Source organism: Kitasatospora sp. NPDC057223 (assembly GCF_042669755.1).
Taxonomy (GTDB): domain Bacteria; phylum Actinomycetota; class Actinomycetes; order Streptomycetales; family Streptomycetaceae; genus Kitasatospora.
In genome coordinates this window covers 51,852-78,050 of the sequence record NZ_JBHUWW010000015.1, presented here as the reverse complement: position 1 = coordinate 78,050, position 26,199 = coordinate 51,852, and the positions used below count along the sequence as shown (strand labels likewise).

Here is a 26,199-nt window from a genome sequence, read left to right as displayed (position 1 = left end):
GGTCACCGATGCGGACGACCCGCAGGAGGCACCCGCTCGTCGCGGGCGTCACCCTGGCCGTCGCCCTCACCACCCTGGCGGGCGGCAGCACCGCCGGATTCCGGGCCGGCCCGGGCTCGTCGGGCCGGCACTTCACCGCCTGGTTCGACCACACGGTCGGTGTCTACGCCGGCTCCGACCTGCGGATCCTGGGAGTCAGGGTCGGCACGGTCGACGCCGTCGAACCCCGGGGAACGCGGGTCGAGGTCAGCCTGACCCTCGACGCGGGGGTGGCCGTACCCGCCGACGCGGGCGCGGTCGTCGTCGCACCCAGCGTGGTCGCCGACCGGTACGTCCAGCTCACCCCCGCCTACACCGGCGGACCCCAACTCGCCGACCACGCCGTCATTCCGGCCGAGCGCACCGCCGCGCCGGTGGAGGTGGACCAGCTCTACGAGAGCATCACCCGGCTGAGCGACGCCCTCGGCCCGGACGGCGCCAACGCCACCGGCAGCCTCTCCCGGCTGCTGGACGCCGGTGCGCAGAACCTCGCGGGCAACGGCAGGGCGATGGGCGACACCATCGACCAGCTCGGCCAGGCCGCCCGGACCCTCTCCGGCCGCAGCGACGACCTGTTCGCCACCCTCTCCGCGCTCCAGTCCTTCACCACGATGCTCAAGGACAACGACGGCAGGATCCGGGACGCCGCCGACCAACTCTCCACGGTCACCGGCTTCCTGGCCGCCGACCGGCAGGATCTCGGCGCCGCCCTGGAGCAGCTCGCCGTCGCACTGGGCCAGGTCAAGACCTTCATCCAGGACAACCGGGCCAGGCTCAGAGCCACCGTGGACAAGCTCGTCCCGATCACCCAGTCGCTCGTCGACCAGCGGGCCTCGCTCGCCGAACTCCTCGACACCGCACCGCTCGCAGCCGACAACCTGCTCCGTGCCTACGACCCGGTGCGCCGGACGATCGACGGCCGCGCCAACCTCAACGAGATCAGTACCGCCATCGGGCCCGCCGGAGCAGGCACCCTCCCGTGGCCGCTGCCGCCCGTCGACACCGCTCCGACGCCGCTGCCCAGCCCGTCCGCGAGCCCTGAGCCGAGCCCGGAGCCCACGGACGATCCGGGTGACGGGCCCGGTGACGAGCCGAGCCCCGAGCCGAGCGCCGAGCCGACCCGGGAGCCGAGCGCCGAGCCGACCGACCCGGGGACGGAACCCACGGCCGGGCCCACCGAGGGGGTGACCCGATGAATCGGCGCACCGCGACCGTCGCCACCGCCATGCTGGCCGCCGGCCTCACGCTGGCCGGCTGCTCCTTCGGCATCACCGGCGTGCAGAACGTGGCGCTGCCCGGCGGCGCCGACCTCGGCGGCCACCCGTACGAGATCAAGGCCCACTTCGCCAACGCCCTCAGCCTGGTTCCGCAGTCCGCCGTGAAGGTCGACGACGTACCCGTCGGCCGGGTCACCGCCATCACCCTCGCCCCCGGCGACTGGTCGGCCGTCGTCAGCATGAGGATCAACGGTGACGTCCGGCTGCCCGCGAACTCCTACGCCCTGCTGGAACAGTCCAGCCTGCTCGGCGAGAAGTACGTCCAGCTGACGCCGCCGCCGGACCGGCAGGGCGCCTTGGGCGCTCTCGGCGACGGCTCGGTCATCCCGGTGGACCGGACCAACCGCAGTGCGGAGGCCGAGGAAGTCCTCGGCGCGCTCTCGATGCTCCTCAACGGCGGTGGCATCGACCAACTGAGGACGATCACCGTCGAGTTGAACAAGGCACTGGCCGGCAACGAGTCGCAGGTCCGCTCGCTGCTCACCCAGGTCGACACCATGGTGACCCAACTCGACGCGCACAAGCAGGACATCACCGACGCGCTCGACGGGGTCAATCGCCTCTCCGCCACCCTGGCCGGCCGCAACCGGCAGATCGCCGTCATGCTCACCGACCTCGCACCGGGACTGAAAGTCCTGGAGGAGCAGCGCGGTTCACTCGTCACGATGCTCCAGTCGCTGGACACCCTCTCCGGGACCGCCGTGGACACCGTCAACCGGACCAAGGACGACATGGTCGCCGACCTCAGGGCGCTCGCGCCCACCCTCCAACGCCTCGCCGACGCCGGGAAGTCGCTGCCCGACTCGCTCCAGGTGCTGGCCACCTACCCGTTCACGGACGAGGTGCTGCGCGGGGTGAAGGGCGACTACCTCAACGCCTACCTCGACCTCACGGCCGCCCCCGGCACCCGGATCATCCCGGAGCTCGCCGCCGAGGACAACGCCTACCCGCCGCCACCCGAGCCGACCCCGGAGCCGACCCCCGACCCGGGCACCGACCCCGGGACGGACCCGGGTACCGATCCCGGCACGGACCCGGGCACGGACCCGGGCACGGAACCGGAGCCGGGTGCCGAGGGCGCGGTGCGCAAGGCGCCGCCCGTCCCGCTGCCCTCCTTCACCGAGTCCGCTCCCGCCTCCGCCCCCGCCACCGGCACCCGTACCGGGGAGGGCCGCTGATGCTCACCCTGGGCACCCGTCTGCGGAACATCGCGTTCCTTCTCGTCGCCGTTCTCGTCCTCGGCTTCATCGCCGTCCGCTATGCCGACCTCGGGCGCTACGTCGGCATGCGCGGCTACTACGTCGTCCAGGTCGAACTGCCCGAGACGGGCGGACTCTTCGAACACGCCGACGTGACCTACCGCGGCGTCTCCGTCGGACGCGTCGGCCCGATCGTCCTCACCGGGAGCGGCGTCCGGGCCGAGCTGCGGATCGACGACTCGGCTCCGCGCATCCCCGCCCGGCTGGAGGCGGTCGTCGCCAACCTGTCCGCCGTCGGCGAGCAGTACATCGACCTGCGCCCGAGCACCGACGACGGCCCGTACCTCGCGGACGGCTCGACCGTCGCGGAGCAGGACACCCGTACGCCCGCCCCCGTGACGAATCTGCTCACCAGCGTGGACAGGCTCACCACCTCCGTTCCGCTGCAGTCCCTGCGTACCGTCGTCGACGAGTTCGGGCAGGCCTTCGTCGGCCAGGACGCCAACCTCAAGGCGCTGCTGGACAACAGCAGCCGCTTCATCGCCGCCGCCGACGCCGCCCTGCCCGGCAACACCACCCTGCTGGTGGACGCCCGGACGGTGCTCGACACCCAGGCCGACGAGGGCGCGGCCATCAGGTCCTTCGCCGCCGACGCGCGCAGGCTCGCCGAGCAGCTCAACTCCTCCGACGCCGACCTGCGCCGCGTCATCGCCGCCGGGCCGTCGGCAGCGGGAGAGGTGAGCGCGCTGCTCCGCGACCTCGACCCCGGGCTGAGCGTGCTGCTCGCGAACCTCCTCACCACGTCCGACATCGCGGTGACCCGTCAGCGCGGAATCGAGGAACTCCTCGTCCGGCTGCCCGCAGTCGCCGCGGCCGGGGCCACGGCGGTGGACGAGAAGGGCCTGCGGGTCGGCATGGCGCTGACCTTCTTCAGCCCGCTGCCCTGCACCGCGGGCTACGGCGACACCACCCGCCGCAACGGGCTCGACGTCGGTGCGGCTCCGGCGTTCAACACCTCCGCACGCTGCACCTCGGCGCCGGGGACCGGCATCGACGTGCGCGGTTCCGCGAACGCGCCGACCGCCGCGGTGCAGGAGCCCGCCCGGCCGGGCGCGCTCCTGCCGGCCACCGCGGCCCCGGGCGCCGCCGCCGCAGCCCCCGCGCTGCCCGGACCGCTGGCCCTGCCCGCCGTACCGCAGGGTGCCCCGACCGACCTGCGCGGCCTGCTCGGCCTGCTCGGACCGGGGGAGGACGCCCGATGACCCTTCGACACACCGCACGGTGGGCCGTCCTGATCGCCGCCGCCCTGTTCTGCGCCCTGGCCGCCCGGTCATACGCCCAGGCCCGCGCGGACGACACCGTGGCCCACGCGCGCGCCCGTGACACCGTCCGGTCCGTAGGCGGGCAGGAGATCACCCGGCTGAACAGCGTCGACACGCAGCACATCGACGACTGGCTGCGGCAGCGGCTCGACGCGACCGCCGGTCCGCTGCACGACCAGATGCAGCGCACCACCGACGCCGACCGCACCGCCCTGCAGCAGTCCGGCGCCTCCGCGCGCGGCACCGTCACGGACTCCGCCGTCACGGCCCTCGACCTGCGGGCCGGCACGGCGAAGCTGATCGCCACCGTGGAGGTCCAGGTCACGCCGAAGGCCGGGGGAGCCCCGAGCACCGACCGCAAACGCTTCGAGGCCGGCCTCGAACGCACCCCCTCGGGCTGGCGGATCACCACCCTCTCCGCCGTGCCCGTGGCCGCCGCCCCCGTGACGCAGGGCTGAGCCGAATGCCGAAAGGACGAACGTGTGAGCACAGCAGAGGTCGACACTCCGGCGCCCGCACCCTCCGACAGTCCCACGTCCGCACCTACGGAGCCTCCGGAGACCGTGTCCTCGGACGCTCCGGAAACCGCGTCCTCGGCCGCTCCGCAGGAGGCGCCGGCCGCTCCGCGCCGGTGGCGGCGGGCGGTGGTTCCGCTGCTGGTGGCGCTGCTCCTGGCGGCAGGCGGCGGATTCCTCCGGCTCGGTGCCGAGGTACGGGAGTCGGCGGACACCGCCAACCTCGCCCTCGTCGACACGGCGGCCGGCGGGCGCCTCACCGGCGAGGTCGGAGCGGCACTGGCCAGGGTGTTCTCCTACTCCCCGACCGACACGGACGCCACGACGACCGCCGCGCGGGACGTGCTCGACGACACCGCCGCCGCGCAGTACCGGGCCCTGATGGACGAGCTGCGCCGGCGGGTGGCCGAACAGCGGCTCACCCTCACCACCCGGGTCGTCCGGATCGGGGTGGTCCGGCTCACTGCCGGCCACGCGCAGTTGCTGGTCTATCTGGACCAGACCGCGCAGCGCGAGGGCGCTCCCGCGACCGTGGCGGCAGCCCAGCTGTCGGTGACCGCCCGGCTCGACGGCGGCCACTGGCGGATCACCGATCTCAAGGCCCGGTAGGGGACGACGATGAAGCACTTGCGGATGTGGCGGCCGGCCGGGAACCCCGTGGTGGCGGTGGCCTGCACCCTGGCGGTACTGGCGGCAGGCCTGGCGGCCTGGGCCGGCTGGTCCTGGTTCACGGCCGCGCACGATGACGCGGCCGCCTACGGCCGGGCCCGCGACCAGGTTCTCGCGGCGGGCGAGCAGGCGGCCCAGAACATGAACACCCTGGACCACCGGGATCTCGCCAGGGGCCTCGACCTGTGGGAGAGCTCCACCACCGGCGGTCTCCACGACCAGCTGGTGCAGGGCCGGGCCCAGTTCGAGAGCCAGGTGACGAAGGCCCGGACGGTCACTACGGCCAGGGCCCTCTCGGGCGCAGTCACCGAGCTGGACGACCGGGCCGGGCGGGCCGCAGTGATGATCGCGCTCAGGATCACCGTCCAGGTGCCGGACAGCGCGCCGGCCACCAAGGACAGCCGGATGCTCGGCGAACTCACCCGCACGCCCAGCGGCTGGAAGCTCAGCGCCCTCGGCCAGGCACCGATGGGCGACGGCGCCCCGGCGACGGACCAGCCGTCCCCTCTGCCGTCCCCTCTTCCACCGTCCGACGGCCACTGAAGCGCACGAGAACTGAAGCGCACGAGAGAGAGGAGCACCGTTCATGTCGACGACCCGCCACCTCGTCAACCGTCAACGCCGCCTGGCCGTGATCGGGAGCCGCGCGCTCCGGGGCGGGCCCGCAGCGGCCGTGGCGCCGGCAGCGCCCGCTCCCGAGGCCGAGGCCGGATCGGTACGGCCGCGCCGCCGTGTCCCCTCCCTGGCCCTCGCTCTCGCGCTGCTCACCGTCCTGCTCGGCGGATTCGCCGCCCTGGCGCTGGGCCGGGCGGCCGACCTGCGGGCCGGCGCGTCCGTCCACAACCGTGCGCTCACCGACACCGCCCGGACGAGCGAGCTGAAGGGGGCCGTCTCGCAGGCGGTCGACGCCGTCTTCTCCTACAACTACGCCGACGCGGCCCGGAGCGACGAGGCGGCCCGGCGGATGCTGGTCGGTGCGGCCGTGGAGCAGTACGCCACGATGCTCGCCGAGGTTCGGGCCCAGGCCGTACCGCAGAAGCTCGTGCTCACCACGACGGTGACGGGCAGCGGCGTGGAGCTGATCGACGGCGACCGTGCACGCGTGCTGGTCTACGCCGACCAGCGGAGCACCAGCACCGCCGAGGGCGCCAGGAGCGCCGGATCGACGTTCGCGGCAGCCGCGTTCACCGTGGACGCCGTGCGCCGGGACGGGGTCTGGAAGATCGCCGGAATCGACACCTTCGCGCGCTGAAGCTCCCCATAAGGCGGTCGCGACGACCCGGAAAGCCGGCCCGATTCGGACATATCGGTCAGTCGGCGGGTGAGGGTCCTCACAGCGGATCGGGGAGTACGGACCTGCGTAGTTGACCGCCCGCCGGTCGCGGGCGGGGTGCGGGCCGCCGGTTCGGCCCTGAAGAGGTGCCTGTGGAGGTTTGGGGGGTGGGCCGAGTGATACGTGCAGGTCGGGAGCGTCGAGCCGACCGAAAAACCTGCCCGAAATGGGTGGTTTGGGATGGAATGACAGGGGTAATCCGGCGGGCTCCGAGCGTGTGATCGTCCGGCCTGACTACGACGCGGCGTCGTATCAGGGGGGTCTTGGCGCCCGCCTCGGGGCCCGCTAACAATTGCGGAGTCGCCAGAGACCGCAGCACCTGTCCCGCTGCGGAACTCGTCCGCCGGCCCCGCCCAGTGCGGGTGCCCAGCGCCCCGTCCCGACCGCCCGAGCCCCTGTCCGGCTCGGCGGACACCGCGGACGGAAGCGCAGCCAAACGATTGAGGACCTGCTTCCCCATGCGCATCTTCTCCACCCGCCTGCGTGCTTCGGCCGCTCTGCTCGCCTCCGCCGCCGGTATCGCCACCCTCGGCACCGTCGTGGCCCCCACCATGGCCAACGCGGCCACCCCCGCCTCCACCGCGCAGGCACTGGCCGCGAAGATCGTGCCGGCCGGCCAGCTCGCGTCGTTCAACAAGATCGTCGCCCACGAGAGCAGCTGGAACGTCACCGCGACCAACGCCTCCTCCGGTGCGTACGGCCTCGTCCAGGCGCTCCCCGGCTCCAAGATGGCCTCGGCCGGCGCCGACTGGAAGACCAACCCGGCCACCCAGATCAAGTGGGGCCTGAACTACATGAACGAGCGCTACGGCAGCCCGAACGCCGCCTGGGCGTTCTGGCAGACCCACCACTGGTACTAAGCCGACAGGCCTGTCCCGACCGAGCCACCACCGCGGCGCCCCGGCGTCGGACAGGGGCCCCGGGGCGAAGGCGGAGGGGCCCGGCGCGCGACTCGTGCGCCGGGCCCCTCCCGCCGTACTTCCGGTCGAGGCCCTTCCGGCCGTCCGGCCGTCCGGGCGAGGCTCTGCCGGCCGTACTTCCGGCTGGGCTCCGCCCGCACACCCTTCGAGGGCCGTCTTCCCGCATCCGGGAAGGCGGCCCTCGTCGTCGTCTCAGAGCCGCTTCGTCCCCGGGTGGTCGGGCGCCCCCGGCAGGGCCAGGGTGAGGACGGCCCGGTCGTCGGTGCCGCCCTCGGTGCCGCCCTCGGACCCGGCCGACCAGAGGTCGGCGTCGGCCCGGACGAAGGACGCGACCGTCTCCGGTCCGCCCGCCATCCGCCCGTCGAAGCGCTCGGCCAGGCGGTCCAGCAGGGGGTAGAAGGTGCCGTCACCGTTGCGGGCCTCGCTCACGCCGTCGGTGTAGAGGACGAGCACGTCGCCGGGATCGAACGTGTGCGTGGTCACCTCGGACTCCGCGGGGCAGAGTTCGCCCAGGCCCAGCGGCAGCGACGGCGAGGTCCGGAGCAGGCGGGTGCCGGCCCGTCCGACCAGGACGGGGGCGGGGTGACCGCGGTCGACGATCCGCACCTCGCCCGTGCCGGTGGGGAACTCCAGCAGCAGGGCCGTGACGAACAGCTCGGCGTCGCCCGCCGCCCGGCCCGAGTTGCGCGCGATGCTGAGCTCCAGCCGCTCGGCCAGCTTTCCCAGGTCGGCCCACTCGTGCGCGGAGACCCGGAAAGCGCCGAGGACGGCGGACACCGTCTGGACGGCGTCCAGGCCCTTGCCGCGGACGTCGCCGATGAGCACCCGGACGCCGAACGGTGTCTCGCACAGGTCGTAGAGATCACCACCGACCAGCGCGCCGCCCTCGCCGGCCTCGTAGAACCCGGCCGCCCGTAACGGCCCGACCCGCTCCGGTACCGGGCGCAGCAGTGTGAGCTGCACCGCCTCGGCCACCGACCGGGCCTCGATCAGGTGGGCCTCGGCCCGGACCCGCTGCCGGGCGAGCAGGACGCTCGCCATCCCGATCAGCACGGTCGCAAGGTACAGGGCCACGTGGTGCTGCTCGGTGAGGTGGCCGGGCAGCCGGGACGCCATCCACATCTCCAGCAGCACGCAGATCGCGGTGGCCAGGGCGGTCCCCCGGGGGCTGCGGGTGGCGGCTGCCAGCGGCGGCACGCCGACCAGCACGAAGCTCAGCGGTTCACGGCTCCGGAAGGCGAGGTCGATCAGCACGGCCAGCGGAACCAGGAGGACCGGCAACCACCAGGCCCACGTCCGGCTCCCCGGACGGGGCCGCCACCGGAGCACCCCCGCGGCCCGGGCGGCTGCGCCACGCGTCTGCGCCATGGCTCCACTCTAGGCACAGCTGCCGCCCCCTTGCCCTGGCGCGAATGCCGCCCGCTGTCCTGGTGCGGATGCCGTCCGCCGCGGGGCCGTCCGCCGGAGATCCGCTCCGGCGGAGGTTGTGCCAGGCTGGTGGGGTGGGGCGGAGCGGGACCGAGGTGCGGAGGTCTGCGATGGCCATGCTCAGGGCGAACGGGGTTGCGCTGTACCACGAGGTCCGGGGTACGGGGCCGAGTGTGGTGCTGGTGCACGGGTCGTGGGTGGACGCCGATTCGTGGGAGCGTGTGCTGCCGGGGCTCGCGGCGGAGTGCAAGGTCGTGGCGTACGACCGGCGGGGGCACGGCCGAAGTGAGGAAGTGCTGACCCAGGGGTCGGTGCACGAGGACGCCGCCGATCTGGCGGGCCTCATCGAGGGGCTGCGGCTGGCGCCGGCGTTCGTCGTCGGGACGCTGTACGGGGCGATGGTCGCGCTCCGGCTGGCGGTGGCCCGGCCGGATCTGGTGCGGGGGATCGCGGCGCACGAGCCGCCGGCGATCGGGCTGCTCGCGTCCGACCCGGACCGGCGGCGGGTCGCGGACGCCGCGGTCGCGCGGGTCGCGCCGGTGCGGACGCTGCTGGAGCGGGGAGAGACCGCGGCGGCGGCCGAGCTGTTCGTGGAGACGGTGACCTTCGGCCCCGGAGCGTGGTCGAAGCTGCCCGCCCCGCTGCGGCACGCGTACATCCGCAACGCGCCGACGTTCCTGGACGAGCTCCGGGACCCGGACGCCTACGACCTGGACCTGGACGCCCTCGGCGGCTTCACGGAGACGGTGCTGCTGACCCAGAGCGACGACGGCGGTCCGGAGCGCACCGGGGCGCTGGACACGATCGACCTGGCGCTGCCGAAGGCGGAGCGGCACGTCTACGGGGGCGGCGGCCGTGAGCCGCACGTGGTGGAGCCGGCCGAGTTCGTGCGGGTCGTGTTGCCGTACGCGCTGGGGTAGCGCGGGGGCCGGGGGACCGCAGGCCGGCAGCTCGGAGTCGGCCCTGACAGGTGTCAGGTACCGGGCGGGGAAGCGTACTGGTTCTCTGGTCGTGGACGCACTGTGGTTCCAGTAACACAGTGCGTAACCGCGAAGGACATCACTCGCCATCATTGAGGAGAACCATGTTCGCTGTGCGCAAGCTTGCTCTGGCCGGCGCCGCGGCCGTCCTGGGGGTCACCACCCTGGGTCTCACCGCGACCTCGGCCGACGCGGCCGGGGGCTGTTCGGACAACGGCAACGGAACGTACAACTGCAACGTGTGGAAGACCGCTCCCACGTTCTTCAGCGGCAACGTCCGGGCCGGCACGCTCAACGCCGGTGTCAACTACTTCTACTGCCAGGCCGTCGGCTCGGAGATGTCCGACGGCGCCTACCACAACAAGTGGTACGCGAAGACCGACGACGACAGCGGCAACCGCGGTGTCTGGGTGAACGTCATCTACCTCTCGGGCGGCGGCAACGACGAGCCGGTGCCGGGGCTGCCGACCTGCTGAGTAGGCCGGCCAACCGGCCGCTTTGCCGGTCGGCCCGTGGAGCCTGCCGTGCTTCTGGGCCCGCGGCCACGGTCCTGGCGCGGGTCGCCTCCTGCGGGACGGCGGCCCGCGTCAACGTGTGTACTGATCGAGGTAATTCATCACCTTGTCGACATGCGGCCGGACGCGCTCCGGTACGTCGCCGGCATCGGCGACGGTCTTGTCGCTGGTGCGGTAGCCGGCGACGACCAGCGCGGGCAGGTGCTCGGTCATACCCCGGCGCTTGAGCTGCTGGTCGAGCCAGCAGACGTAGTTGCCCATGCTGACGATCGCGTCGGGCGGGGACATGTAGTCCTTGTCGCCGTCGCTGTCGCCGTCCTGCGCCCAGGCGTTGAAGACCGCGGGCGTCCACATCGCGATGCCGTACTCCTGGGACTGCGGCCGGGCGGCGGCCGGGTCGAAGCCGCTCTCGGCCTTGAGCATGGCCGCCAGCAGTGCCGGCGTCACCTCCGGCTCCGGGCACTGCCGGGCCGTGCGGGTGATGACCTCGCGCAACTCGCGGGGGACGTCGGAGTCTTCGGGGACCGCGCCCGGCGCGGTGACCGCCACCGGCGGGGGCGGCGGGGAGCCCCCGGACCCGGAGACCCGCAGCACCGCGACGGCGCCGCCGGCCAGGGCGAGGACGAACGCCGAGGCCCCGGCGGCCAGGGCGACGGTGCGCCGCTGCGTGCGCCGGAGCCGGGCGGGGGCCGTGTCGGGGGCCGTGTCTGCGGCCGTGTCGAGGGCCCGCACCCGGGCCGCCAGCCCGGTCGCGTCCAGCCGGCCGCGGACGGCCGGGTCGGCGGCCAGGCACTCGGTGACGAGTGCCCGCCACGGCCCGGGGACTCCGTCGTCCAGTCGCAGTGGCGCCGCCCCGCAGGCGTAGGACTGCGCGGCGAGCGACCTGGCGCGGGCGGTCGCGCCCAGAAAGGGGTGCAGTCCGCCGGTGAGGAGCTGGTGGGCGAGGACGCCGAAGGCCCAGATGTCCGCACTCGGCCGTAGCGGCACTCCCCGGCTGTCCGCCCGCTGCGACCACCACTCCGGCGGCACGTGGTCGAGCGAGCCGAGCGGCGGGATGTAGGCGTGCGTGCCGTCGAGTTGGGCGGTGAGCCCGAAGTCGGCGAGCCGGACGGTGCCGTCGGCCATCAGCAGGATGTTGGCGCCCTTGAGGTCGCCGTGCACCCAGCCGTGCCGGTGCATGTGGGCGAGGCCGGTGCAGACCTCGGCGAGCAGCCGCTCCGCCTCCGGCACCGGCGTCGGGGGCACGGCGGAGGTGAGCAGATCCTGGAGGCTGCCGGCGGCGCGTTCCATCACCAGCACCACGGCCCCGTCGAGCCGGGGATCGTCCGGATCGTGCAGGGTGGAGGTGGTGAAGGTGCGGATGAGGTGCGGGTGGTCGGCCTGGCGGCTGAAGCGCACCTCGCGGGCGACCAGTTCGGCCATCGTGCTGCGCCGGCCCGGGGTCAGCAGGTCGGGCCGCAGGAGCTTGACGGCGACCGGCGCGCCGTCGTCGATCCGCTCGGCCGCGTAGACCGTTCCCCAACTCCCGGCTCCGATCAGCCCGGTGATCCGGGTTCCGGCCACGACGAGGCCGGCCGGCAGGTCGAGCGCGGGCGGCTCGCCGTCGTCCAGGGTCATCGCGGCCTCTCGGAGCGTCCGGTGGTGCGGTGGTGCGGGGTCAGCCGGTGGGGCCGGGCCGGTTGCGGCCGGGGTGGCCCCGGCCGGCCGGGAGCAGTGCGAGGTGCTCCTCCCGGACGAGGTCGAACCGCAGGGCGAGCGCGACGAGTTCCTCCCGCTTGTGCCCGCTCGGCCGGGGCACGTCCGCCGTCGCGCCGCCGTCGCGGAGCCGGAGCTTGGTGTCCGCCAGGTAGTCGATGTGGTAGTTGACGGCGGACCGGGTCAGCCCGGCGCAGTCGGGCAGGTCGCGCAGCCGCTCGGTCACCTCGGTCGCGCCGGGGACGGCCGCGGAGGCCGCCCGCAGCCTCGGCTCGCACAGGGCGAGCAGGACGAGGAAGTACTTGGAGGTCGGGTCCAGGGCGAACGGGCTCACCGTGTGTTCGCCGGAGCAGGGCCCCGATGTGCCGTCCAGGTAGGCGTGTTGGGGTGCGAAGACCTTGAAGTGGGTGGCGCCGCCGAGTGCGGGCAGCACCACCCGCGCGAACTCGAACGGCACCGGAGCGCCGAGGCGTCCGGGTGCGACCTTGACGTGCTCGCCGGCTCCTTCGAGGTTCTCGACCACGTAGGTGGCGGACGTGCTGAAGTTGGACAGCCGCCAGTAGTCCTCGGCGGCGGTCAGCTCGCCCGCGCGGCGTGACACACCCTGGTCGTCCAGCGCGATGGCGGCCGGACTGCCGGGGGAGCCGCGTCCGAACTCGGCGCTCTCGCCCGGCCCCAGGTGCAGCAGCCGGGGCGTCGCGGGGCCGTCGCCGGGCCGGGGGCGGGTGCCTTCGGGCAGCTGCACGATGACCGTGTCCATGCGTGGCGGGCCCCTTCCTGCGGTGCGCGGCCCTGCGGCGCGGCCCGGTGCCGAACGTGCGTGTCGCGCGGCACCGGTGGCTGGCACCCTGCGACGTACACGCAGTATCGTACGCGCTGCGGAGTCGAGTGGTGACACATGGTGATGCTCTGCGGCTCTCCGGGTCGGCAGGGGTCCGGGGTGTCAGGGGGGCGGCGGCGTGAGCATCGCCGCGATGACCCGGTGCAGTGACCGGGCGAACACCGTCTCGGGGTCGACGGGTGCGCCCCCTCGGCGAAGGTCCGGGCCAGATCGGGGAACCGGTCGCTGGTGGCCGCGGCGTGCAGGTGGGCGCCGGGTTCCGCCTGACGACGTCTTCCTCGCCCTGACCGGCCCGCCTGGCGCGGTGCGTGCTGCTCCGGGCGGTCTTCCGGCCGCTCGCGGTACGGAAGTTCGCCGCCGACGGGCGCTGACCGGGCCCCATGGTGAGACGCCGGGGGCCGATGCTGGACAAACGGGCCGGAGCGGCAGAGGGTGGTGGACCATGGAGTTCACCCACCTCGGCCGTACCGGCCTGACCGTCTCCCGCCTCTGCCTGGGCACCATGAACTTCGGTCCGCACACCGAAGAGGCCGACGCCCACAAGATCATGGACACCGCCCACGAGCAGGGCATCAACTTCTTCGACACCGCCAACGTCTACGGCTGGGCCGAGAACAAGGGCCGCACCGAAGAGATCATCGGCAGCTGGTTCGCGCAGGGCGGCGGCCGCCGCGAGCGGACCGTCCTCGCCACCAAGCTGTACGGGGACATGGGCGAGTGGCCCAACGAGGGCAAGCTCTCCGCGCTCAACATCCGGCGCGCCGTCGACGCCAGCCTGCGCCGCCTGCAGACCGACTACATCGACCTGTACCAGATGCACCACGTCGACCGGGCGACTCCCTGGGAGGAGATCTGGCAGGCGATGGAGGTGCTGGTCGCCCAGGGCAAGATCGTCTACGTCGGCTCCAGCAACTTCGCCGGCTGGCACATCGCCCAGGCCCAGGAGAGCGCGAAGGCCCGGAACTTCCTCGGCCTCACCAGCGAGCAGTCGATCTACAACCTGCTGGAGCGCACCGTCGAGCTGGAGGTCGTCCCGGCCGCCCAGCACTACGGCCTCGGCCTGATCCCCTGGTCGCCCCTGCACGGCGGCCTGCTCGGCGGCGTGCTGCGCAAGGAGCGCGAGGGCGTGCGCCGCAGCTCCGGGCGGGCGGCCGAGACGATCGCCGCGAAGCGCGAGCAGATCCAGGCGTACGAGGACTTCGCCGCCGAGCTCGGTCACGAGCCGGGCGACATCGCCCTCGCCTGGCTGCTCTCCCGCCCGGCCGTCACCGCCCCGATCGTCGGCCCGCGCACGCTCGACCAGCTGCACGCGGCCGTCCGCGCCCTGGACGTGACGCTCGACCAGAAGACCCTCGACCGCCTCGACGAGATCTTCCCCGGCCACCGCACCGCGCCGGAGGACTACGCCTGGTAGGACGCGCCGGGTGCCCGGGCGGTCCGTACCGCCCGGGCACCGCCCCGCGGCGGCTCGACGGGACGGCCGCGCCGCCCTGTGGCAGGGTCGGGGCCATGACGAGCGGCTCGGAGACCATCCACCAGGTGCCCTACTACGCGCAGTGGGAGTCTCCCGGGCTAGTCCGGGAGATCATCGGGGGACTGCTGAGCGCTGCCGACGACCCCCTCTGGGGGCAGTCGGGGGCGGCGACGCCCGAGGAGTACGAGTACTGGTCGTGGCGGTTGTGCGGAGTGGCCTGCCTGCGGATGGCGCTCGACTTCTGGTGGGGTGTCGCGCCGCCGCCCGTCACCCTTGCGGGTGAATGTCTGGACGCGGGTGCGTACGTCCGCCGAGGCGAGCGGCTGGACGGGCTGATCCACGCCCCGTTCGCCGCGTACGCGAGCGAGCGGTGGGGGCTGGCCGCCGAGTCCCGGCCGGACCTGCCCGCCGAGGACCTGCCCGGGTACCTGGCGCGGGGCCGGCTGGTGATGATCTCGGTGCACCCGGCCGTCCGCACCCTGGGCCCCGAGCCCGTCCGCCGGGGCGGGCACCTGGTGCTCGCGGTCGGTGCCACGGCCGACGACCTGGTGATCCACAACCCGTCCGGGTTCGCGGGCGAGTCGCAGGAGTTCGCCCGCGTCCCCTGGACGGACCTGCCGCGCTTCTACGCGGGCCGCGGCATCGTCCTCGGACCGCACGGGTCGGCGGCCGGGTCGGCGGCTGGTCCCGTGGCCGAACCCGTGGCCGAACCGGTGACTGAACCGGTGGCCGACGCGGCAGCCGGAGGGCCGGCCGGGGTCTGACGCTCAGCCGGTGGTCGCGGGCAGCCCGATCGGGTTGATGGGCGGCAGGGCCGTGCGGCAGAGCGTCGAGATGGGCTTGAGGTCGGCGACCAGCCGGTCCAGTTCGGCCCGCGGGTAGCCTTCCCAGACCCGCGCCGCCGCGAGGTCGGTGGCCGCTTCGAGGGTCTGGTGGCGGATCCGGCCCCACTCCGTGACGGTGCCCTCGGCGGTCAGCCAGCCGCGCTCCACCAGCCGCGCGGTCGCCGCCTCCCACTCCTTGTCCGTCCAGCCGCGGTAGGGCTGCAGCACCTCACGCTGGGCATCCAGGGAACATCGCACCACCAGTGCCTCGCAGCCGTCGAGCCCGGCGCCCACCAGGGCCGCGACATGACCGTCGCCGCGGTGCTCGCGCATCACCGTGGTGGCGTGCCAGAGCCGGGCGAGCATGCCCTCGGGGTGCGGCAGGGCGGCGTTCGCGGCGGCCAGCACCCGGCCCGCGCAGTCCAGGCCGGCGACGGCCCGCTCCAGCCGGATCACCGCCCGCTCGATCCGGTCCGGCTTGACGTGCTCCAGCAGCCGCTCCAACGCGGCCGTCGCACCGGCCGTCCGGGCCGCCAGGGCGGCCTCCGGGGTGGCCCGGCTCCAGACGTCCGGCAGTGCCCGCTCGACCATGCTGGGCGCGAAGTTGAAGAACGCGGCGGTCACCGGCGGTGCGTCCACCGGGCCGAGCGGCGCCGCGCGGCCGGCGAAGTAGCCGCGCCAGCCGCCGCGCAGGCCCGCGGCCTCGTACGCGGCCCGCCCTTCGGGCGAGAAGTAGGTGACGGCGTGCACCGGCTCGAAGAGCCACCACAACGCGCGGGCGGGATGGACCAGCTCGGCCATCGGAAGACCTTCCTCGGAGGGACGGGGACGGACCACGGCGGCCAGAACGCTATCGCGCAACCGGTGTGATGCGGGTCACGGGCGTGTATCACTGTTCACTTCCGGCCGCCGGGCCGGGGGATGATGTGGCCGAGGTGGCCGATCCCGGCACCCACGTCCAGCTGTGAAGGCATCGGAAATGGCGCAGATCAACCCCAGCATCCTGTCGGCCGACTTCGCGCGCCTGGCCGAGGAGGCGGAGTCCGTCCGGGGTGCGGACTGGCTGCACGTCGATGTGATGGACAACCACTTCGTGCCCAACCTGACGCTCGGCGTCCCGGTCGTCGAGTCCCTCGCCCGCGCCACCCGCACCCCGCTCGACTGCCACCTGATGATCGAGGACCCGGACCGCTGGGCCCCGCAGTACGTCGAGGCCGGAGCCGGCTCCGTCACCTTCCACGTCGAGGCCGCCGCCGCCCCCGTCCGGCTCGCCCGCGAGATCCGCGCCAAGGGCGCCCGCGCGTCGATGGCGCTCAAGCCGGGCACGCCGATCGAGCCGTACGAGGACCTGCTGCCCGAGCTGGACATGCTGCTGATCATGACCGTCGAGCCCGGCTTCGGCGGCCAGGCCTTCCTCGACATCATGCTGCCCAAGATCCGCCGCACCCGGGAGCTGATCTCCAAGTACGGCCTGGACCTCTGGCTCCAGGTCGACGGCGGCGTGTCGGAGTCCACCATCGAGCGCTGCGCCGAGGCCGGCGCCGACGTCTTCGTGGCCGGCTCCGCCGTCTACGGCGCCGCCGACCCCGCCGAGGCCGTCCGCGCCCTGCGTGCCCAGGCCGAGACGGCCACCGCCACCGCCTCCTGGGCCTGCGCCCACTGACGGTGCATCGGGTCGTCCGGGCGGCGCGTGCCGTCGCGCCGCCCGCCCCTACAGTTGGTGCCTCACCGTCGGAGGGGACACTGCTGTGAGTCACGGGGAGAGCCACGGGGACGGCCGCAGGGCCGGTCACGGGGAGAGCGGCGGGGACGAGGCGAGCGCGCCGGCGCGCCGGGTCGGCAGACGGACGCTGCTGCGGTTCGCCGCCGCGGCCGGCGGCCTCGCCCTGGCCGGCGCCGGAGCGGGCGTGGCGATGGCCGAGGACCTGCTGCCCGGCGGCGTCCGGCTGCGCCGGGCACTCGGACTGACCGGCCCGGACGGCAGCCTGCCGCCGATCGTCCCCGGACCGGTGCACGTCGAGAGGCTCCGCTCGCAGGCGCGCGGCGCCACCGTGCAGTTGATCACCATGCTCCCGCCGGGCGCCGCCCGCCCCGGTGACCTGCCGGTCTGCCTCGCTTTGCACGGGCGCGGCGCCGACGCGCAGACCATGGTGGACACCGGCCTGCCGCAGTTCCTCGCGGAGGCCGTCGCGGCCGGAATACCCCCGTTCGCACTGGTCGCGGTCGACGGCGGCGACGCCACCTACTGGCACCTCACCGGCAGCGACGACCCGCAGAGGATGCTGCTCGACGAGGTGCCCGGCTGGCTGGCCGGGCAGGGGCTGCGCACCCCGGCCGGTGCGATGGGCATCTCGATGGGCGGCTCCGGCACGCTCCGCTACGCGCGCAACCGGGGCGCCCGCTTCGGACCGGTGGCCCTGCTCAGCCCGGCCCTGTTCCGCGACTGGCCGGCCGCCCGGGCCGTCGAGGTCTTCCGCGACGAGGCGGACTGGCGCGAACACGAGCCGCTGCTGCACCTTGACCAGCCGCACGGCAGCCCGCTCGGCGTGTGGTGCGGCACCGAGGACCCCTTCTGCGAGGCCGCCCGCGGCCTGGCCGCCCGCGCCGCCCAGGCCCACTTCCCGCGCGGCGAGCACGATGCGGGCTTCTGGCGCCGGGTCATGCCCGACACCATCGCCTTCCTCGGCAACGCACTCGTCGGCCTGCCCGCCTGATCCGGCCTGCGCCGCTCAGTACCCGCTCCGGGCGGCTTGTCGATCGCCGCGTGCTTGCGGGGCAGACCGAACCGGCCTCCGGCACGGCCCGCGCCCCGACCCGTAGGGTGGGCGGCATGAGCAACCTCGATCTCAAGCCGTCCCCGACCCGCTGCGGAGGCGAGGCCGTCAGCGGCCCGGTCAAGGAGCTGCTGACCGGTCGGCAGGTCCGCCTCGGCGAGAGCACCGAAGTACGCCGGCTGCTGCCCAACCTCGGCCGGCGGATGGTCGGCGCCTGGTGCTTCGTCGACCACTACGGGCCCGACGACATCGCCGGCGAGCCCGGCATGCAGGTCCCGCCGCACCCGCACATGGGACTGCAGACCGTCAGCTGGCTGCACGACGGCGAAATCCTGCATCGCGACAGCCTGGGCAGCCTGCAGACCGTCCGGCCCTACGAACTGGGCCTGATGACCTCGGGCCGGGCGATCTCCCACTCCGAGGAGTCGCCCCGCGAACACGCCCGCCTGCTGCACGGCGCGCAACTCTGGGTCGCCCTCCCCGACGGCCACCGCAACACCGCCCCCGCCTTCGAACACCACGCGGGCCTGCCGACCGTCAGCGCCCCCGGCCTGCACGCCACCGTCATCATGGGGACCCTCGACGGCGCCACCTCACCCGGCACCGCCCACACCCCCCTGGTCGGCGCCGACCTGGCCCTCACCGCCGGCGCCGACCTGCGGCTGCCACTGGAGAGCGACTTCGAGTACGCGGTCCTGGCGATGAGCGGCAGCGTCGACGTGGACGGCGTCCGGGTCGAGCCCGGCTCGATGCTCTACCTCGGCTGCGGCCGCCGCGAACTCCCGCTCCTCGCAAGGACGGACAGCGCCGTGCTGCTGCTCGGCGGCGAGCCGTTCGACGAGAAGATCGTGATGTGGTGGAACTTCATCGGACGATCCAGTGAGGAGATCGTACAGGCACGTTCGGCGTGGATGGAAGGGGCCAGGTTCGGTGATGTGCACGGCTACGACGGAGCTCGACTGGCTGCTCCCGAGATGCCCGCCATGCCCCTGAAACCACGGGGCCGAGCGCGCTGACCTGGGCTTATGTGTTTCGGAGTGGGGCTTACCGAGGCACTGCTGGCGGCGGACAGCGGCAGCCGTCGGCTCGCCACCTGGGTAGCCCGCTGGACCGCTGGGGGGCGGTATGGAGGCGGGGTGCGAGTCTCAGGTTTGGTCGTCTGTGGCAGGGTCTAGTGATTCCTATGCTGACCTTTTGCTGACCTTTTCTGACTGTCCGCCAGATCGACAACTCGAGATTTTGGATCTTGGCCGCTGTGTGGACCTACCTGATCGAGGACCAGCTGGGAGCCAGGATGTGCCGAGCTGAAAAGCTTCGGTGAACTGCACGCCGACAGCAGCCGTGGGCTCGGGGCAGGAGCTTGTGCGGGTATGCTCGGCCGCCGCCCGTTGCTCCCCTGGGCATCCTGGCCGATCAGATTGTCCAGGAGCTACTGGAGAGGCTCCGTGGGGCTTGCGCCGGACGCCCGCCTGGCGCCACCTGCGCAGGAGGAAGCCATCAACCGCAGCATCTGGGGTTTCAGCCTCCTTGAGTTCTCGCTGGGCGCGGCGACGCTCGCGCTCGGTCACAATCGCAGCGATCCGGGAGATCGGACCGTTCCCGCCGGAGCTGACGTCCGTTGATTCAGCGCTCACCATCCGCCTTGACTTCACCTGTACGTGCCAAAATCTATGTCTGATGTAGCGTCACTCACTGTGTAGGAAGACCCTGCGTGCCCTTCCGGGGAGCCGTGCCCGATCTGAGCACTGGTGTCGTTGTGCTGGCCGACCCCGCCGCATCGGCAACGCCCGTGGACCTCTACAGCGGCGCGGTGGCGGGGGATGGGTGCTCAGGTCTCGGGATTGATGTGAGCCGCACCCGGTCCCGCCCAGGTGTCATTCTCACGCCAGGCGAGACTGACGCTGAAGGCACCCGTGACTGTGTCCGAGATCCACGCCTCGGCCGGTGCCTCCCGGAGGGCCAGCACCAGGTATTCGGGCTGGCCCTCCGGCCGCAGATGTGCCGCTTCCATGAGGTGGAGCACCGCCTCACGTATCTGCGCATAGTGCTGCCCGTCGGCTCCAAGGACTTCGAAAAGCACGGTGCCGCTGGGCCGGTCGCACCAGGCATCGACATATGTGCCCTCGCCGGCGTCCACCGCGCTCTCGAACAGGTCGGCCAGCAGGCGATGCCGGAGCGCCTCGTGCGCCTTCTCCGCCCGCGACTCGAGCATGCGCTGGGAGAGGAGCTGCTCCAGGCTGTGTTCGGATCGCGCGTCGGGCTGGGCGACGGATGGTGACTCTATGGTCGGGGCGGGCATGGCAGCCTCTCTGACGGGGGGTGTGACAGGCTCGGGTTCCCTCGCGGGGAAGGAAGGGGCCGCCCCTGGTTCATAAATGTTGATCACTGTCCGTCCGTCTGCTGTCAGATGCCACTCAAGGCGGTCCGTGGTGACCAGAAGTCGCCCGTTCCCCCTGATGATCCCTGCGGTACGGAGATCGGATGCCAAGGCGTTCCGGAGTATCTGCAGGAACTCCTCGTCGGGAAGCTCCCGAGAACCGGGGCGCAGGCCTTCGAACCTTCCGCATGCCGAGGACGTCACGTGCAGCTGCTCCGAAGAGAGTTGCCGCACTACTACGTTGTCTGTGAGGGGCGAGCTGGTTTCCGGGCGGGCGGGCGTGAGTGCGGATCGGCGATGCGCACGGGCTTCCTTGCCCACCCGGGAGGATATTCCCGCTTCGAACTGGGCGAAGCTCCGCTCCGAATGAATGGAGTGGTAGCCCGTGATCGTGTCGGCGTCCGGACTGAGAACGAGTCGATATCCGTGAAGGTCCAGGACCCAGTGCCCATCCGGCCGCCGGTGGTGGATGCCGTTGGTGAGGAAGGGGCGCAGCATGCTGTGGAGTTCGACTGCGGCCTCACGGCGCTCGCCCCTGTGCTGATGGACGAAGGCGGTTCGTGCTCCCGCACTCACCCGCACGTGGGCGGTCTCCGCGGCGGACTGATCGAGCCTCTGCCAGCTGGCCCTGCCAGGAGCCGGGGGCAACCGACGGACTCCCGGGACGAGGAGCGGGTCACTGGTGCGGAAGCCACCACAGCCGGGTTCACGGCACCAGCCGTCGCCGTGTCCTGCCGGACGGGCGCAGGGCCGGCCGTCTGGGTGGAATCGGCTGCACAGGCCGGGAGACTCGCCAGTTCCGGTTCCAGTGGCCGGCTTCGGCCTGAGAACGACGCTCTGATGGGGACTGGGGGTAGGGGTGGGTTTCATGAGCAGCTGCGGCAGCGCAGCCTGATGGATGATCGTCAGGGACTGGGTGCACCGTGTCAGTGCGACGAACAGGTGTCGCAGGCCGGAGGCCCCATCGCGGGCAACAGCGGCCGGTTCGACCACGATGACGTGGTCGAACTCCAGGCCCTTGGCAGCGGACGCGGTGAGGACGGTGATCCTGCGTTCGGCCTCCACGCAGGCCTTCCCCGGGCCATCGAACGTCTGCCGGAGTACGGCATGGGCGGTCGTGGACCAGGATTCGTCATCCGCAACGATCACAGCGACTGAGCGTCCGGCCGATTCCGGCTCCATGACGAGGCCGACGGCGAACTCCACGGCCTCTTGGATAGGGGCCGGGCCGCGGCGGACGATGACATCGGTGCCCGTTGTGCGTACCGAGTCGGGCGTCCCGACCCCAGGTGCGCACGCCGCGCCCAGTGGTGTCACGAAGGTCATCACCTCACGCGGTACGCGGAAGCCGGTGAGCAGCTCTGCTAGGCGCCAACCATCCCTTCCCGCAAGGAGGTTCCCGAGCTGATCCCAGCCTTCGTAGAGGTGAGGCCCTGTGGCCTGCGCAAGATCTCCGAGAACCGTCATGGATCCGGCGGGGCAGCGGCGGGCGAGTGACCGAGCCTCCATGGGAGTGACGTCCTGTGCCTCGTCGATGACGAGATGTCCGTATGTCTGCTCGGGCCGGCCTACCAGGATGTACGCGAGTTCGTCGAGGCACACGAGATCCTCGCGGCTCGGGGAGCGGTCGATGCGTGTGGTCCTTGCGCCGTCGGCGAGGAGGAGGTTCTGCTCCGTTACAGACAGGATCCCGTCCGCCGCCGAGGTCATTCTGGCGGGCGAGGCCATGAGGCCTCGCAGCACGTCGGGTGCCGACAGTTCGGGGCATATCCGCTTGAGCAGGCGGGTGACCGGGCGCAGTTTCCGAACCTGGTCGAAGTAGTCTGTGTCTGCCGGGCCGGGCAGCGTTCTGATGTACTCCTGGGTAAGGTGTTCGGTCATCTGCTGGACGCAGCGCTCCCTGCGCACGCGATAGGGACTGTCGCCCCCCATTGACGCCGCGGCTAGGTTCGCCAGCTCCGCCACAGGTATGACGACTTCTCGGCGGTTCAGCTCGAATGTGAACACGGGGCCGTCGACGAGGGCTTCCAGGCGATCTGCAGAGCTGGTGATATGGCTGTCGACCGCGTTGCGGAGGACAGCGGCCATTCGGAGATCGGATTTCACCACGGCGACCGGATGCGCGTCGCGGCCGACTTCTGCCGCCGACCACAAGGCGGGGAGCTCGAGCAGAGTGACACCGCGGGTGCCCAGCTGGGGCAGCACAGTGCCCACGTAGTTGAGGAAGGCACGGTTCGGTCCGAGGACCAACACGTCGCCGGCGGCTCCGTGGTTATTGTCGAGCAGCCAGGTCACGCGGTGCAGGCCGACGGCGGTCTTGCCGGTTCCTGGTCCGCCCTGGACGATCAGGACGCCGCCCGGCTGCTCCGTGACGAGGCGAAGTTGCTCACGCTGGATCGTCTCAACGATGTCGTGCATCGCTCCGTCGCGTGCTCGGTCGAGTTCGTCGAGGAGCGGGTCGACCAAGTCGGTTTCACTCGGCACGGCATCAGCCGGCGGGAGCACGGAGGGATCAGCCGTCGCCTCGGTCGCACCAAGGATCTGGGTTTCGAGGGCCTGCATGTCGGTTCCGTGCAGGTCGAGATATTGCTTGACGGTCCGTCTGTCGCAGACGATCTGGCGCAGCAGCCGCACCTCGCCCGGCTGCTGATCGGTAGTGAGCCGCCAACGTACGGCAGCGGGTGAGGACCAGGAGATGACCACCGGATCTCGCCGTTCGTCGAGAACGGCTCGTCGCCCGATGTAGAACGTCCTATGCGCTCCGTCCGCATCCACGTCGGCGCGCATGAACACAAGGGATGTGCCGCCGAGGTCGAGCGATGCCAGCCGCTCGTCCCAGTCGTGACCGATCTCGATGGAGTCCTTGGTGCTGGCAGCGACATCGAGGCTGCGAAGCTCGATTACGTCGCGGCGGGATCGTTCGAGGCAAGAATAGGCGTGGTCGACAGCTCGCTGTTCCACGGCAAGCACAGCTGAACGTCGAGCGCGCTTGGTCATGCTGTCTGCACTGCTCCTTAGGAGGACCGGCGTGGACGGCGGGTGAGGGGCAAGGCCCGGCGCCCATACGCTGGTCGGGTGGAGCCCTACCTACGCTCACGGATATTCTGGAGCGTCCATGTTAGCGGTGTCAACGATGAAGGGTTGATCGTACTTGCCTACATGTGTACGGTCGGACTATGGCAGCTGACGAGTCCACCGCGATGGCGGTCGTCACGGCTGCCGAGATCGCCCGGCTTGCCGGTGTGACCCGGGCCGCGGTGTCGAACTGGCGCCGGCGCTATCCGGACTTCCCGCGCCCTGCCGCCGGGACCTCGACCAGCCCGCTCTTCCCGCTCGCTGAGGTCCAGCAGTGGCTGGAGCGGCAGGGCAAAGGGCAGGAGACATCCGGAGAGGTCGAGCTGTGGCGCGAGCTGCGCGCTCAGCATGGCGACGACATGCTCACGGCACTCGGATCCGTGGCCACCCAGCTACTGGATGATCCCGCCTCGCACCGTTTCCCGCCGCTGACCGGGTCCGCCGCGGCCGTCGTCACGGCCCTCGCCGTCGAGCGGGGTACGCAGGCGCTCTACAGCGACCTGATCGAACGGTGCATCGTCTCCACGGCCCGCAGCGGCGGTGAACCGATGAGCACACCGACTCTGGCGCGGATCGTCGCTGCGCTCGCCGGGCCGGTCGATTCGGCGGACGCTATCGTCTACGACCCGGCGTGCGGTGCGGGCACACTGCTGCTCGGTATCGGACCTGCCGCTCACTACTACGGACAGGACCAGAACTCCACGACCGCCGCCATCACCGAGCTCCGCTCGCGGCTCGATGGCGCGTCCGTCACGGTGGCTTGCGGCGACTCGCTGCGCGACGATCGCTTTTCCGGCCTGCATGCCGATCTGGTTGTCTGCGAGCCCCCGGTGGGGGTGGCCGACTGGGGCCGCGAAGGATTGCTGCTCGACCCGCGTTGGGAGCTGGGTGTCCCCCCTCGATCGGAGAGCGAGCTCGCCTGGGTGCAGCACTGCTACGCCCACACTGCCCCAGGAGGGCGGACACTGGTCGTTCTCCCCGCGTCGGTGGCCTACCGGAGGGCGGGCCGCCGGATCCGGGCCGAGCTCGTCCGTCGAGGGCTCCTGTCTTCCGTGGTGGCGCTCCCGCCCGGTCTGATCTCCAACCACTCCCTTCCCGTGCATCTGTGGGAGTTGCGGCGGCCGGTCGAGGGAGACATCGATCCAACCCACATCCGCATGATCGACCTCAGTACCGCCACCCCGGACGCCGCCGCCGGTGCTCCCGTGCCAGAGCAGATCACGGACGTCCCACTCATCGACATCCTGGACGACGAGGTCGACCTCAGCCCCGGGAGCTACGTGGTCGCTCATCGCGCTGACTACCCGGCCGAATACGCCGCCCTGCGCGATGAGGTTCGGCGCCTCGCCCGGGACCTGCTCGAACTGCTCCCGGAACTGCCCGCCGGCCCGGGCCGCGTCGAGGCCGCACCGATCGGCCTCGGCGACCTCGTCCGGGGCGGTCTGGTCGACCTGGACAGCAGCACGGCCACCTCCCGAACCGAGCAGCTCGACAGCGACTACCTGCGCGGCTTCCTGCGTAGTACGGCCAACACCCGCCGTAGCACCACTGCTACGGGCACCTTTCGGCTGGACGCCCGCAGCGCGCAGCTCCCACAGATGGACATCGAACGCCAGCGGGAGTACGGCGGGGCCTTCCGGCGCCTCACCGCCTTCGAGGAGCGACTGCGCGAGGTGGCCGCGCTCGGTGGGCAGGCGAGCGCGCTCGCGTTCGACGGGCTCACGAACGGTGCCCTGCGGCCAAAGGCCGGCAGCGAGTCCGCCCTGGAGGGCGTGGCTTCGGATGGACGGGAAAAGTGATCAGGTCCACTGATAGCCTCGCCTTCGTCCGTTCAGGACGGGACACCATGGGGGTCAAGGTGCTGAAACCGCTCACGGCGGTTGATCCGACGACGGTCGGTGACTTCCGGCTGGTGGGCCGGCTGGGCCATGGCTCGATGGGTCTGGTATATCTCGGCTACCGCTCGACCCGGCCGGTCGCCGTCAAGGTGGTCCGGCCGCAGCTCGCGGAGGACGACTACTTCCGCCGGCGCTTCGCCCAGGAGCTGGAAGCGATCCGTCGCGTCGGCGGCTTCCACACCGCCGCGTTGGTGGACGCGGATCCGATGGCGGCAACGCCGTGGATCGCCACTCAATACATCAACGCCCCCTCGTTGCTGGAACTGCTGGAGCAGCACGGGGCGGTGAGCGAGCTCGGCGCCTGGTGGCTGGCCGCGGGCCTTGCGGACGCGCTGATGCACGTGCACTCGGTGCATCTGCTGCATCGCGACCTCAAGCCGGCCAACGTCCTGGTCGCCTCGGACGGCATCCGGGTCATCGATTTCGGTATTTCCCACGTCAGCGGTAGCACCGGCCTGACCACGGCGAGCGCCGCGCTTGGCACCCTGGCCTACATGGCCCCGGAACAGGCGGCCGACTCCCGGCGGGCGAGTGAGGCAGCCGACGTCTACAGTCTCGGTGCGACGCTGGTTCACGCCGCGACCGGGCACGTCCCCTTCCACGCCCATCTGGCGATGCAACGGACCCTGGACATCGAGCCGGACCTGGCGGGACTTCCCCCCGGGCTGGTCGATCTCGTTACTCACGCCCTGGCCTTCGACGCGGAGGACCGGCCGACTCCGCAGAGCGTGTTGGAGACGGCGATGGGACACCTGCTGGACTTCGGGGTGCCGACGGATGCGCAGGCGTACCCTCCGTTGCCGGCCGCCTTTCTCGCAGAGGTGCTGGAACGTCAGGCGACTCCGTTGGAGATCACTCCCGAGCTGGTCGCCCCCGTGTCGTTGACGGAACCGGTCACACCGCCATCCTTCGTCGCGCCGCAACGTGCTGAGCCGGACCCGGAACCGGATCGCTGGGCCGCGCGATGGCGCAGCCGTATCGAGGGCCGTCGCAGTGACTACGGCGGCTGAGCAGCCCAGAACATCGCAACGCAGCAACACCGCA

At 72.0% G+C, this 26,199-nt stretch carries 22 protein-coding genes; 17 read left to right on the top strand and 5 right to left on the bottom strand.

Annotated elements, in window-relative coordinates:
- The first annotated feature begins 8 nt into the window (after positions 1-8).
- From ACFUK0_RS08925 to ACFUK0_RS08890, 8 genes are all read left to right on the top strand, one after another.
- Positions 9-1,235, top strand: a complete 1,227-nt coding sequence (locus tag ACFUK0_RS08925; RefSeq protein ID WP_380247710.1) for an MCE family protein — start codon at positions 9-11, stop codon at positions 1,233-1,235.
- A complete protein-coding gene (locus ACFUK0_RS08920) occupies positions 1,232-2,494 on the top strand; it encodes an MCE family protein (RefSeq protein WP_380247708.1) in 1,263 nt (420 codons plus the stop codon). The genes ACFUK0_RS08925 and ACFUK0_RS08920 overlap by 4 nt, the downstream gene beginning before the upstream one ends.
- Positions 2,494-3,777 carry an MlaD family protein gene (locus ACFUK0_RS08915; RefSeq protein ID WP_380247706.1) on the top strand — a complete coding sequence of 428 codons (1,284 nt, stop codon included), beginning with the start codon at positions 2,494-2,496 and terminating at the stop codon, positions 3,775-3,777. The genes ACFUK0_RS08920 and ACFUK0_RS08915 overlap by 1 nt, the downstream gene beginning before the upstream one ends.
- Positions 3,774-4,295, top strand: coding sequence for a hypothetical protein (locus ACFUK0_RS08910; protein ID WP_380247704.1), 522 nt, complete (start codon positions 3,774-3,776; stop codon positions 4,293-4,295). Before ACFUK0_RS08915 ends, ACFUK0_RS08910 begins: the two co-directional genes overlap by 4 nt.
- A gap of 24 nt (positions 4,296-4,319) precedes the next feature.
- Positions 4,320-4,961, top strand: a complete 642-nt coding sequence (locus ACFUK0_RS08905; protein WP_380247703.1) for a hypothetical protein — start codon at positions 4,320-4,322, stop codon at positions 4,959-4,961.
- A gap of 9 nt (positions 4,962-4,970) precedes the next feature.
- A complete protein-coding gene (locus ACFUK0_RS08900; protein ID WP_380247701.1) occupies positions 4,971-5,564 on the top strand; it encodes a hypothetical protein in 594 nt (197 codons plus the stop codon).
- A gap of 43 nt (positions 5,565-5,607) precedes the next feature.
- The gene (locus ACFUK0_RS08895; RefSeq protein WP_380247699.1) at positions 5,608-6,273 is read left to right on the top strand and encodes a hypothetical protein; all 666 of its coding nucleotides are present in this window, start codon (positions 5,608-5,610) and stop codon (positions 6,271-6,273) included.
- A gap of 539 nt (positions 6,274-6,812) precedes the next feature.
- Positions 6,813-7,214, top strand: a complete 402-nt coding sequence (locus ACFUK0_RS08890; protein WP_380247697.1) for a transglycosylase SLT domain-containing protein — start codon at positions 6,813-6,815, stop codon at positions 7,212-7,214.
- Positions 7,215-7,466: 252 nt separating this feature from the next.
- Here the strand turns inward: ACFUK0_RS08890 and ACFUK0_RS08885 are convergent, their stop codons facing one another.
- The gene (locus ACFUK0_RS08885; RefSeq protein WP_380247695.1) at positions 7,467-8,642 is read right to left on the bottom strand and encodes a PP2C family protein-serine/threonine phosphatase; all 1,176 of its coding nucleotides are present in this window, start codon (positions 8,640-8,642) and stop codon (positions 7,467-7,469) included.
- Between the two features lie 170 nt (positions 8,643-8,812).
- Here ACFUK0_RS08885 and ACFUK0_RS08880 point away from each other — a divergent pair, with 170 nt between their 5' ends.
- Complete coding sequence (locus tag ACFUK0_RS08880; RefSeq protein WP_380247693.1) at positions 8,813-9,622, top strand: alpha/beta hydrolase; 810 nt, start codon at positions 8,813-8,815, stop codon at positions 9,620-9,622.
- Positions 9,623-9,795: 173 nt separating this feature from the next.
- Positions 9,796-10,158, top strand: a complete 363-nt coding sequence (locus tag ACFUK0_RS08875) for a hypothetical protein (RefSeq protein WP_380247691.1) — start codon at positions 9,796-9,798, stop codon at positions 10,156-10,158.
- A gap of 111 nt (positions 10,159-10,269) precedes the next feature.
- Here ACFUK0_RS08875 and ACFUK0_RS08870 read toward each other — a convergent pair whose 3' ends face one another.
- Together ACFUK0_RS08870 and ACFUK0_RS08865 are read right to left on the bottom strand one after the other, a co-directional pair.
- Positions 10,270-11,814 carry a protein kinase gene (locus tag ACFUK0_RS08870; RefSeq protein ID WP_380247690.1) on the bottom strand — a complete coding sequence of 515 codons (1,545 nt, stop codon included), beginning with the start codon at positions 11,812-11,814 and terminating at the stop codon, positions 10,270-10,272.
- A gap of 40 nt (positions 11,815-11,854) precedes the next feature.
- Positions 11,855-12,652 (bottom strand): serine/threonine protein kinase, encoded by a 798-nt coding sequence (locus ACFUK0_RS08865; RefSeq protein WP_380247688.1) that lies wholly within the window; start codon positions 12,650-12,652, stop codon positions 11,855-11,857.
- Positions 12,653-13,175: 523 nt separating this feature from the next.
- Between ACFUK0_RS08865 and ACFUK0_RS08860 the strand changes: the two genes are divergently transcribed.
- Both ACFUK0_RS08860 and ACFUK0_RS08855 read left to right on the top strand, forming a co-directional pair.
- The gene (locus ACFUK0_RS08860) at positions 13,176-14,147 is read left to right on the top strand and encodes an aldo/keto reductase (protein ID WP_380247687.1); all 972 of its coding nucleotides are present in this window, start codon (positions 13,176-13,178) and stop codon (positions 14,145-14,147) included.
- Between the two features lie 95 nt (positions 14,148-14,242).
- Positions 14,243-14,971 (top strand): C39 family peptidase, encoded by a 729-nt coding sequence (locus ACFUK0_RS08855; protein ID WP_380247685.1) that lies wholly within the window; start codon positions 14,243-14,245, stop codon positions 14,969-14,971.
- Between the two features lie 3 nt (positions 14,972-14,974).
- On the opposite strand, the gene ACFUK0_RS08850 is transcribed toward ACFUK0_RS08855, so the two are convergent.
- Entirely contained in the window at positions 14,975-15,832 is an 858-nt protein-coding gene (locus tag ACFUK0_RS08850; protein WP_380247683.1) for a hypothetical protein, read from the bottom strand.
- A 178-nt stretch (positions 15,833-16,010) separates the two neighbouring features.
- Here ACFUK0_RS08850 and rpe point away from each other — a divergent pair, with 178 nt between their 5' ends.
- From rpe to ACFUK0_RS08835, 3 genes are all read left to right on the top strand, one after another.
- Positions 16,011-16,694, top strand: a complete 684-nt coding sequence (gene rpe / locus ACFUK0_RS08845; protein WP_380247681.1) for a ribulose-phosphate 3-epimerase — start codon at positions 16,011-16,013, stop codon at positions 16,692-16,694.
- An 85-nt stretch (positions 16,695-16,779) separates the two neighbouring features.
- Positions 16,780-17,745, top strand: a complete 966-nt coding sequence (locus ACFUK0_RS08840) for an alpha/beta hydrolase (protein ID WP_380247679.1) — start codon at positions 16,780-16,782, stop codon at positions 17,743-17,745.
- A gap of 116 nt (positions 17,746-17,861) precedes the next feature.
- A complete protein-coding gene (locus ACFUK0_RS08835; RefSeq protein ID WP_380247678.1) occupies positions 17,862-18,821 on the top strand; it encodes a pirin family protein in 960 nt (319 codons plus the stop codon).
- An 812-nt stretch (positions 18,822-19,633) separates the two neighbouring features.
- Here ACFUK0_RS08835 and ACFUK0_RS08830 read toward each other — a convergent pair.
- Entirely contained in the window at positions 19,634-23,179 is a 3,546-nt protein-coding gene (locus ACFUK0_RS08830; RefSeq protein WP_380247676.1) for a HelD family protein, read from the bottom strand.
- 179 nt (positions 23,180-23,358) lie between these two features.
- Here ACFUK0_RS08830 and ACFUK0_RS08825 point away from each other — a divergent pair, with 179 nt between their 5' ends.
- Together ACFUK0_RS08825 and ACFUK0_RS08820 are read left to right on the top strand one after the other, a co-directional pair.
- Positions 23,359-25,056: an N-6 DNA methylase gene (locus tag ACFUK0_RS08825; RefSeq protein ID WP_380247674.1), complete on the top strand. Its 1,698-nt coding sequence runs from the start codon at positions 23,359-23,361 to the stop codon at positions 25,054-25,056.
- A gap of 47 nt (positions 25,057-25,103) precedes the next feature.
- A complete protein-coding gene (locus ACFUK0_RS08820; protein ID WP_380247672.1) occupies positions 25,104-26,165 on the top strand; it encodes a serine/threonine-protein kinase in 1,062 nt (353 codons plus the stop codon).
- The last annotated feature ends 34 nt before the right edge of the window (positions 26,166-26,199 follow it).

Excerpts from the sequence above, each read along its gene's own strand:
- ACFUK0_RS08865 (WP_380247688.1), bottom strand. The coding sequence starts at position 12,652 with ATGGACACGGTCATCGTGCAGCTGCCCGAAGGCACCCGCCCCCGGCCC.
- ACFUK0_RS08890 (WP_380247697.1), top strand. The coding sequence starts at position 6,813 with ATGCGCATCTTCTCCACCCGCCTGCGTGCTTCGGCCGCTCTGCTCGCC.
- ACFUK0_RS08925 (WP_380247710.1), top strand. The coding sequence starts at position 9 with ATGCGGACGACCCGCAGGAGGCACCCGCTCGTCGCGGGCGTCACCCTG.
- ACFUK0_RS08870 (WP_380247690.1), bottom strand. The coding sequence starts at position 11,814 with ATGACCCTGGACGACGGCGAGCCGCCCGCGCTCGACCTGCCGGCCGGC.
- ACFUK0_RS08910 (WP_380247704.1), top strand. The coding sequence starts at position 3,774 with ATGACCCTTCGACACACCGCACGGTGGGCCGTCCTGATCGCCGCCGCC.
- ACFUK0_RS08920 (WP_380247708.1), top strand. The coding sequence starts at position 1,232 with ATGAATCGGCGCACCGCGACCGTCGCCACCGCCATGCTGGCCGCCGGC.
- rpe (WP_380247681.1), top strand. The coding sequence starts at position 16,011 with ATGGCGCAGATCAACCCCAGCATCCTGTCGGCCGACTTCGCGCGCCTG.
- ACFUK0_RS08860 (WP_380247687.1), top strand. The coding sequence starts at position 13,176 with ATGGAGTTCACCCACCTCGGCCGTACCGGCCTGACCGTCTCCCGCCTC.
- ACFUK0_RS08915 (WP_380247706.1), top strand. The coding sequence starts at position 2,494 with ATGCTCACCCTGGGCACCCGTCTGCGGAACATCGCGTTCCTTCTCGTC.
- ACFUK0_RS08835 (WP_380247678.1), top strand. The coding sequence starts at position 17,862 with ATGAGCAACCTCGATCTCAAGCCGTCCCCGACCCGCTGCGGAGGCGAG.
- ACFUK0_RS08885 (WP_380247695.1), bottom strand. The coding sequence starts at position 8,642 with ATGGCGCAGACGCGTGGCGCAGCCGCCCGGGCCGCGGGGGTGCTCCGG.
- ACFUK0_RS08830 (WP_380247676.1), bottom strand. The coding sequence starts at position 23,179 with ATGACCAAGCGCGCTCGACGTTCAGCTGTGCTTGCCGTGGAACAGCGA.
- ACFUK0_RS08895 (WP_380247699.1), top strand. The coding sequence starts at position 5,608 with ATGTCGACGACCCGCCACCTCGTCAACCGTCAACGCCGCCTGGCCGTG.
- ACFUK0_RS08855 (WP_380247685.1), top strand. The coding sequence starts at position 14,243 with ATGACGAGCGGCTCGGAGACCATCCACCAGGTGCCCTACTACGCGCAG.
- ACFUK0_RS08880 (WP_380247693.1), top strand. The coding sequence starts at position 8,813 with ATGGCCATGCTCAGGGCGAACGGGGTTGCGCTGTACCACGAGGTCCGG.
- ACFUK0_RS08850 (WP_380247683.1), bottom strand. The coding sequence starts at position 15,832 with ATGGCCGAGCTGGTCCATCCCGCCCGCGCGTTGTGGTGGCTCTTCGAG.
- ACFUK0_RS08820 (WP_380247672.1), top strand. The coding sequence starts at position 25,104 with ATGGGGGTCAAGGTGCTGAAACCGCTCACGGCGGTTGATCCGACGACG.
- ACFUK0_RS08900 (WP_380247701.1), top strand. The coding sequence starts at position 4,971 with ATGAAGCACTTGCGGATGTGGCGGCCGGCCGGGAACCCCGTGGTGGCG.
- ACFUK0_RS08825 (WP_380247674.1), top strand. The coding sequence starts at position 23,359 with ATGGCAGCTGACGAGTCCACCGCGATGGCGGTCGTCACGGCTGCCGAG.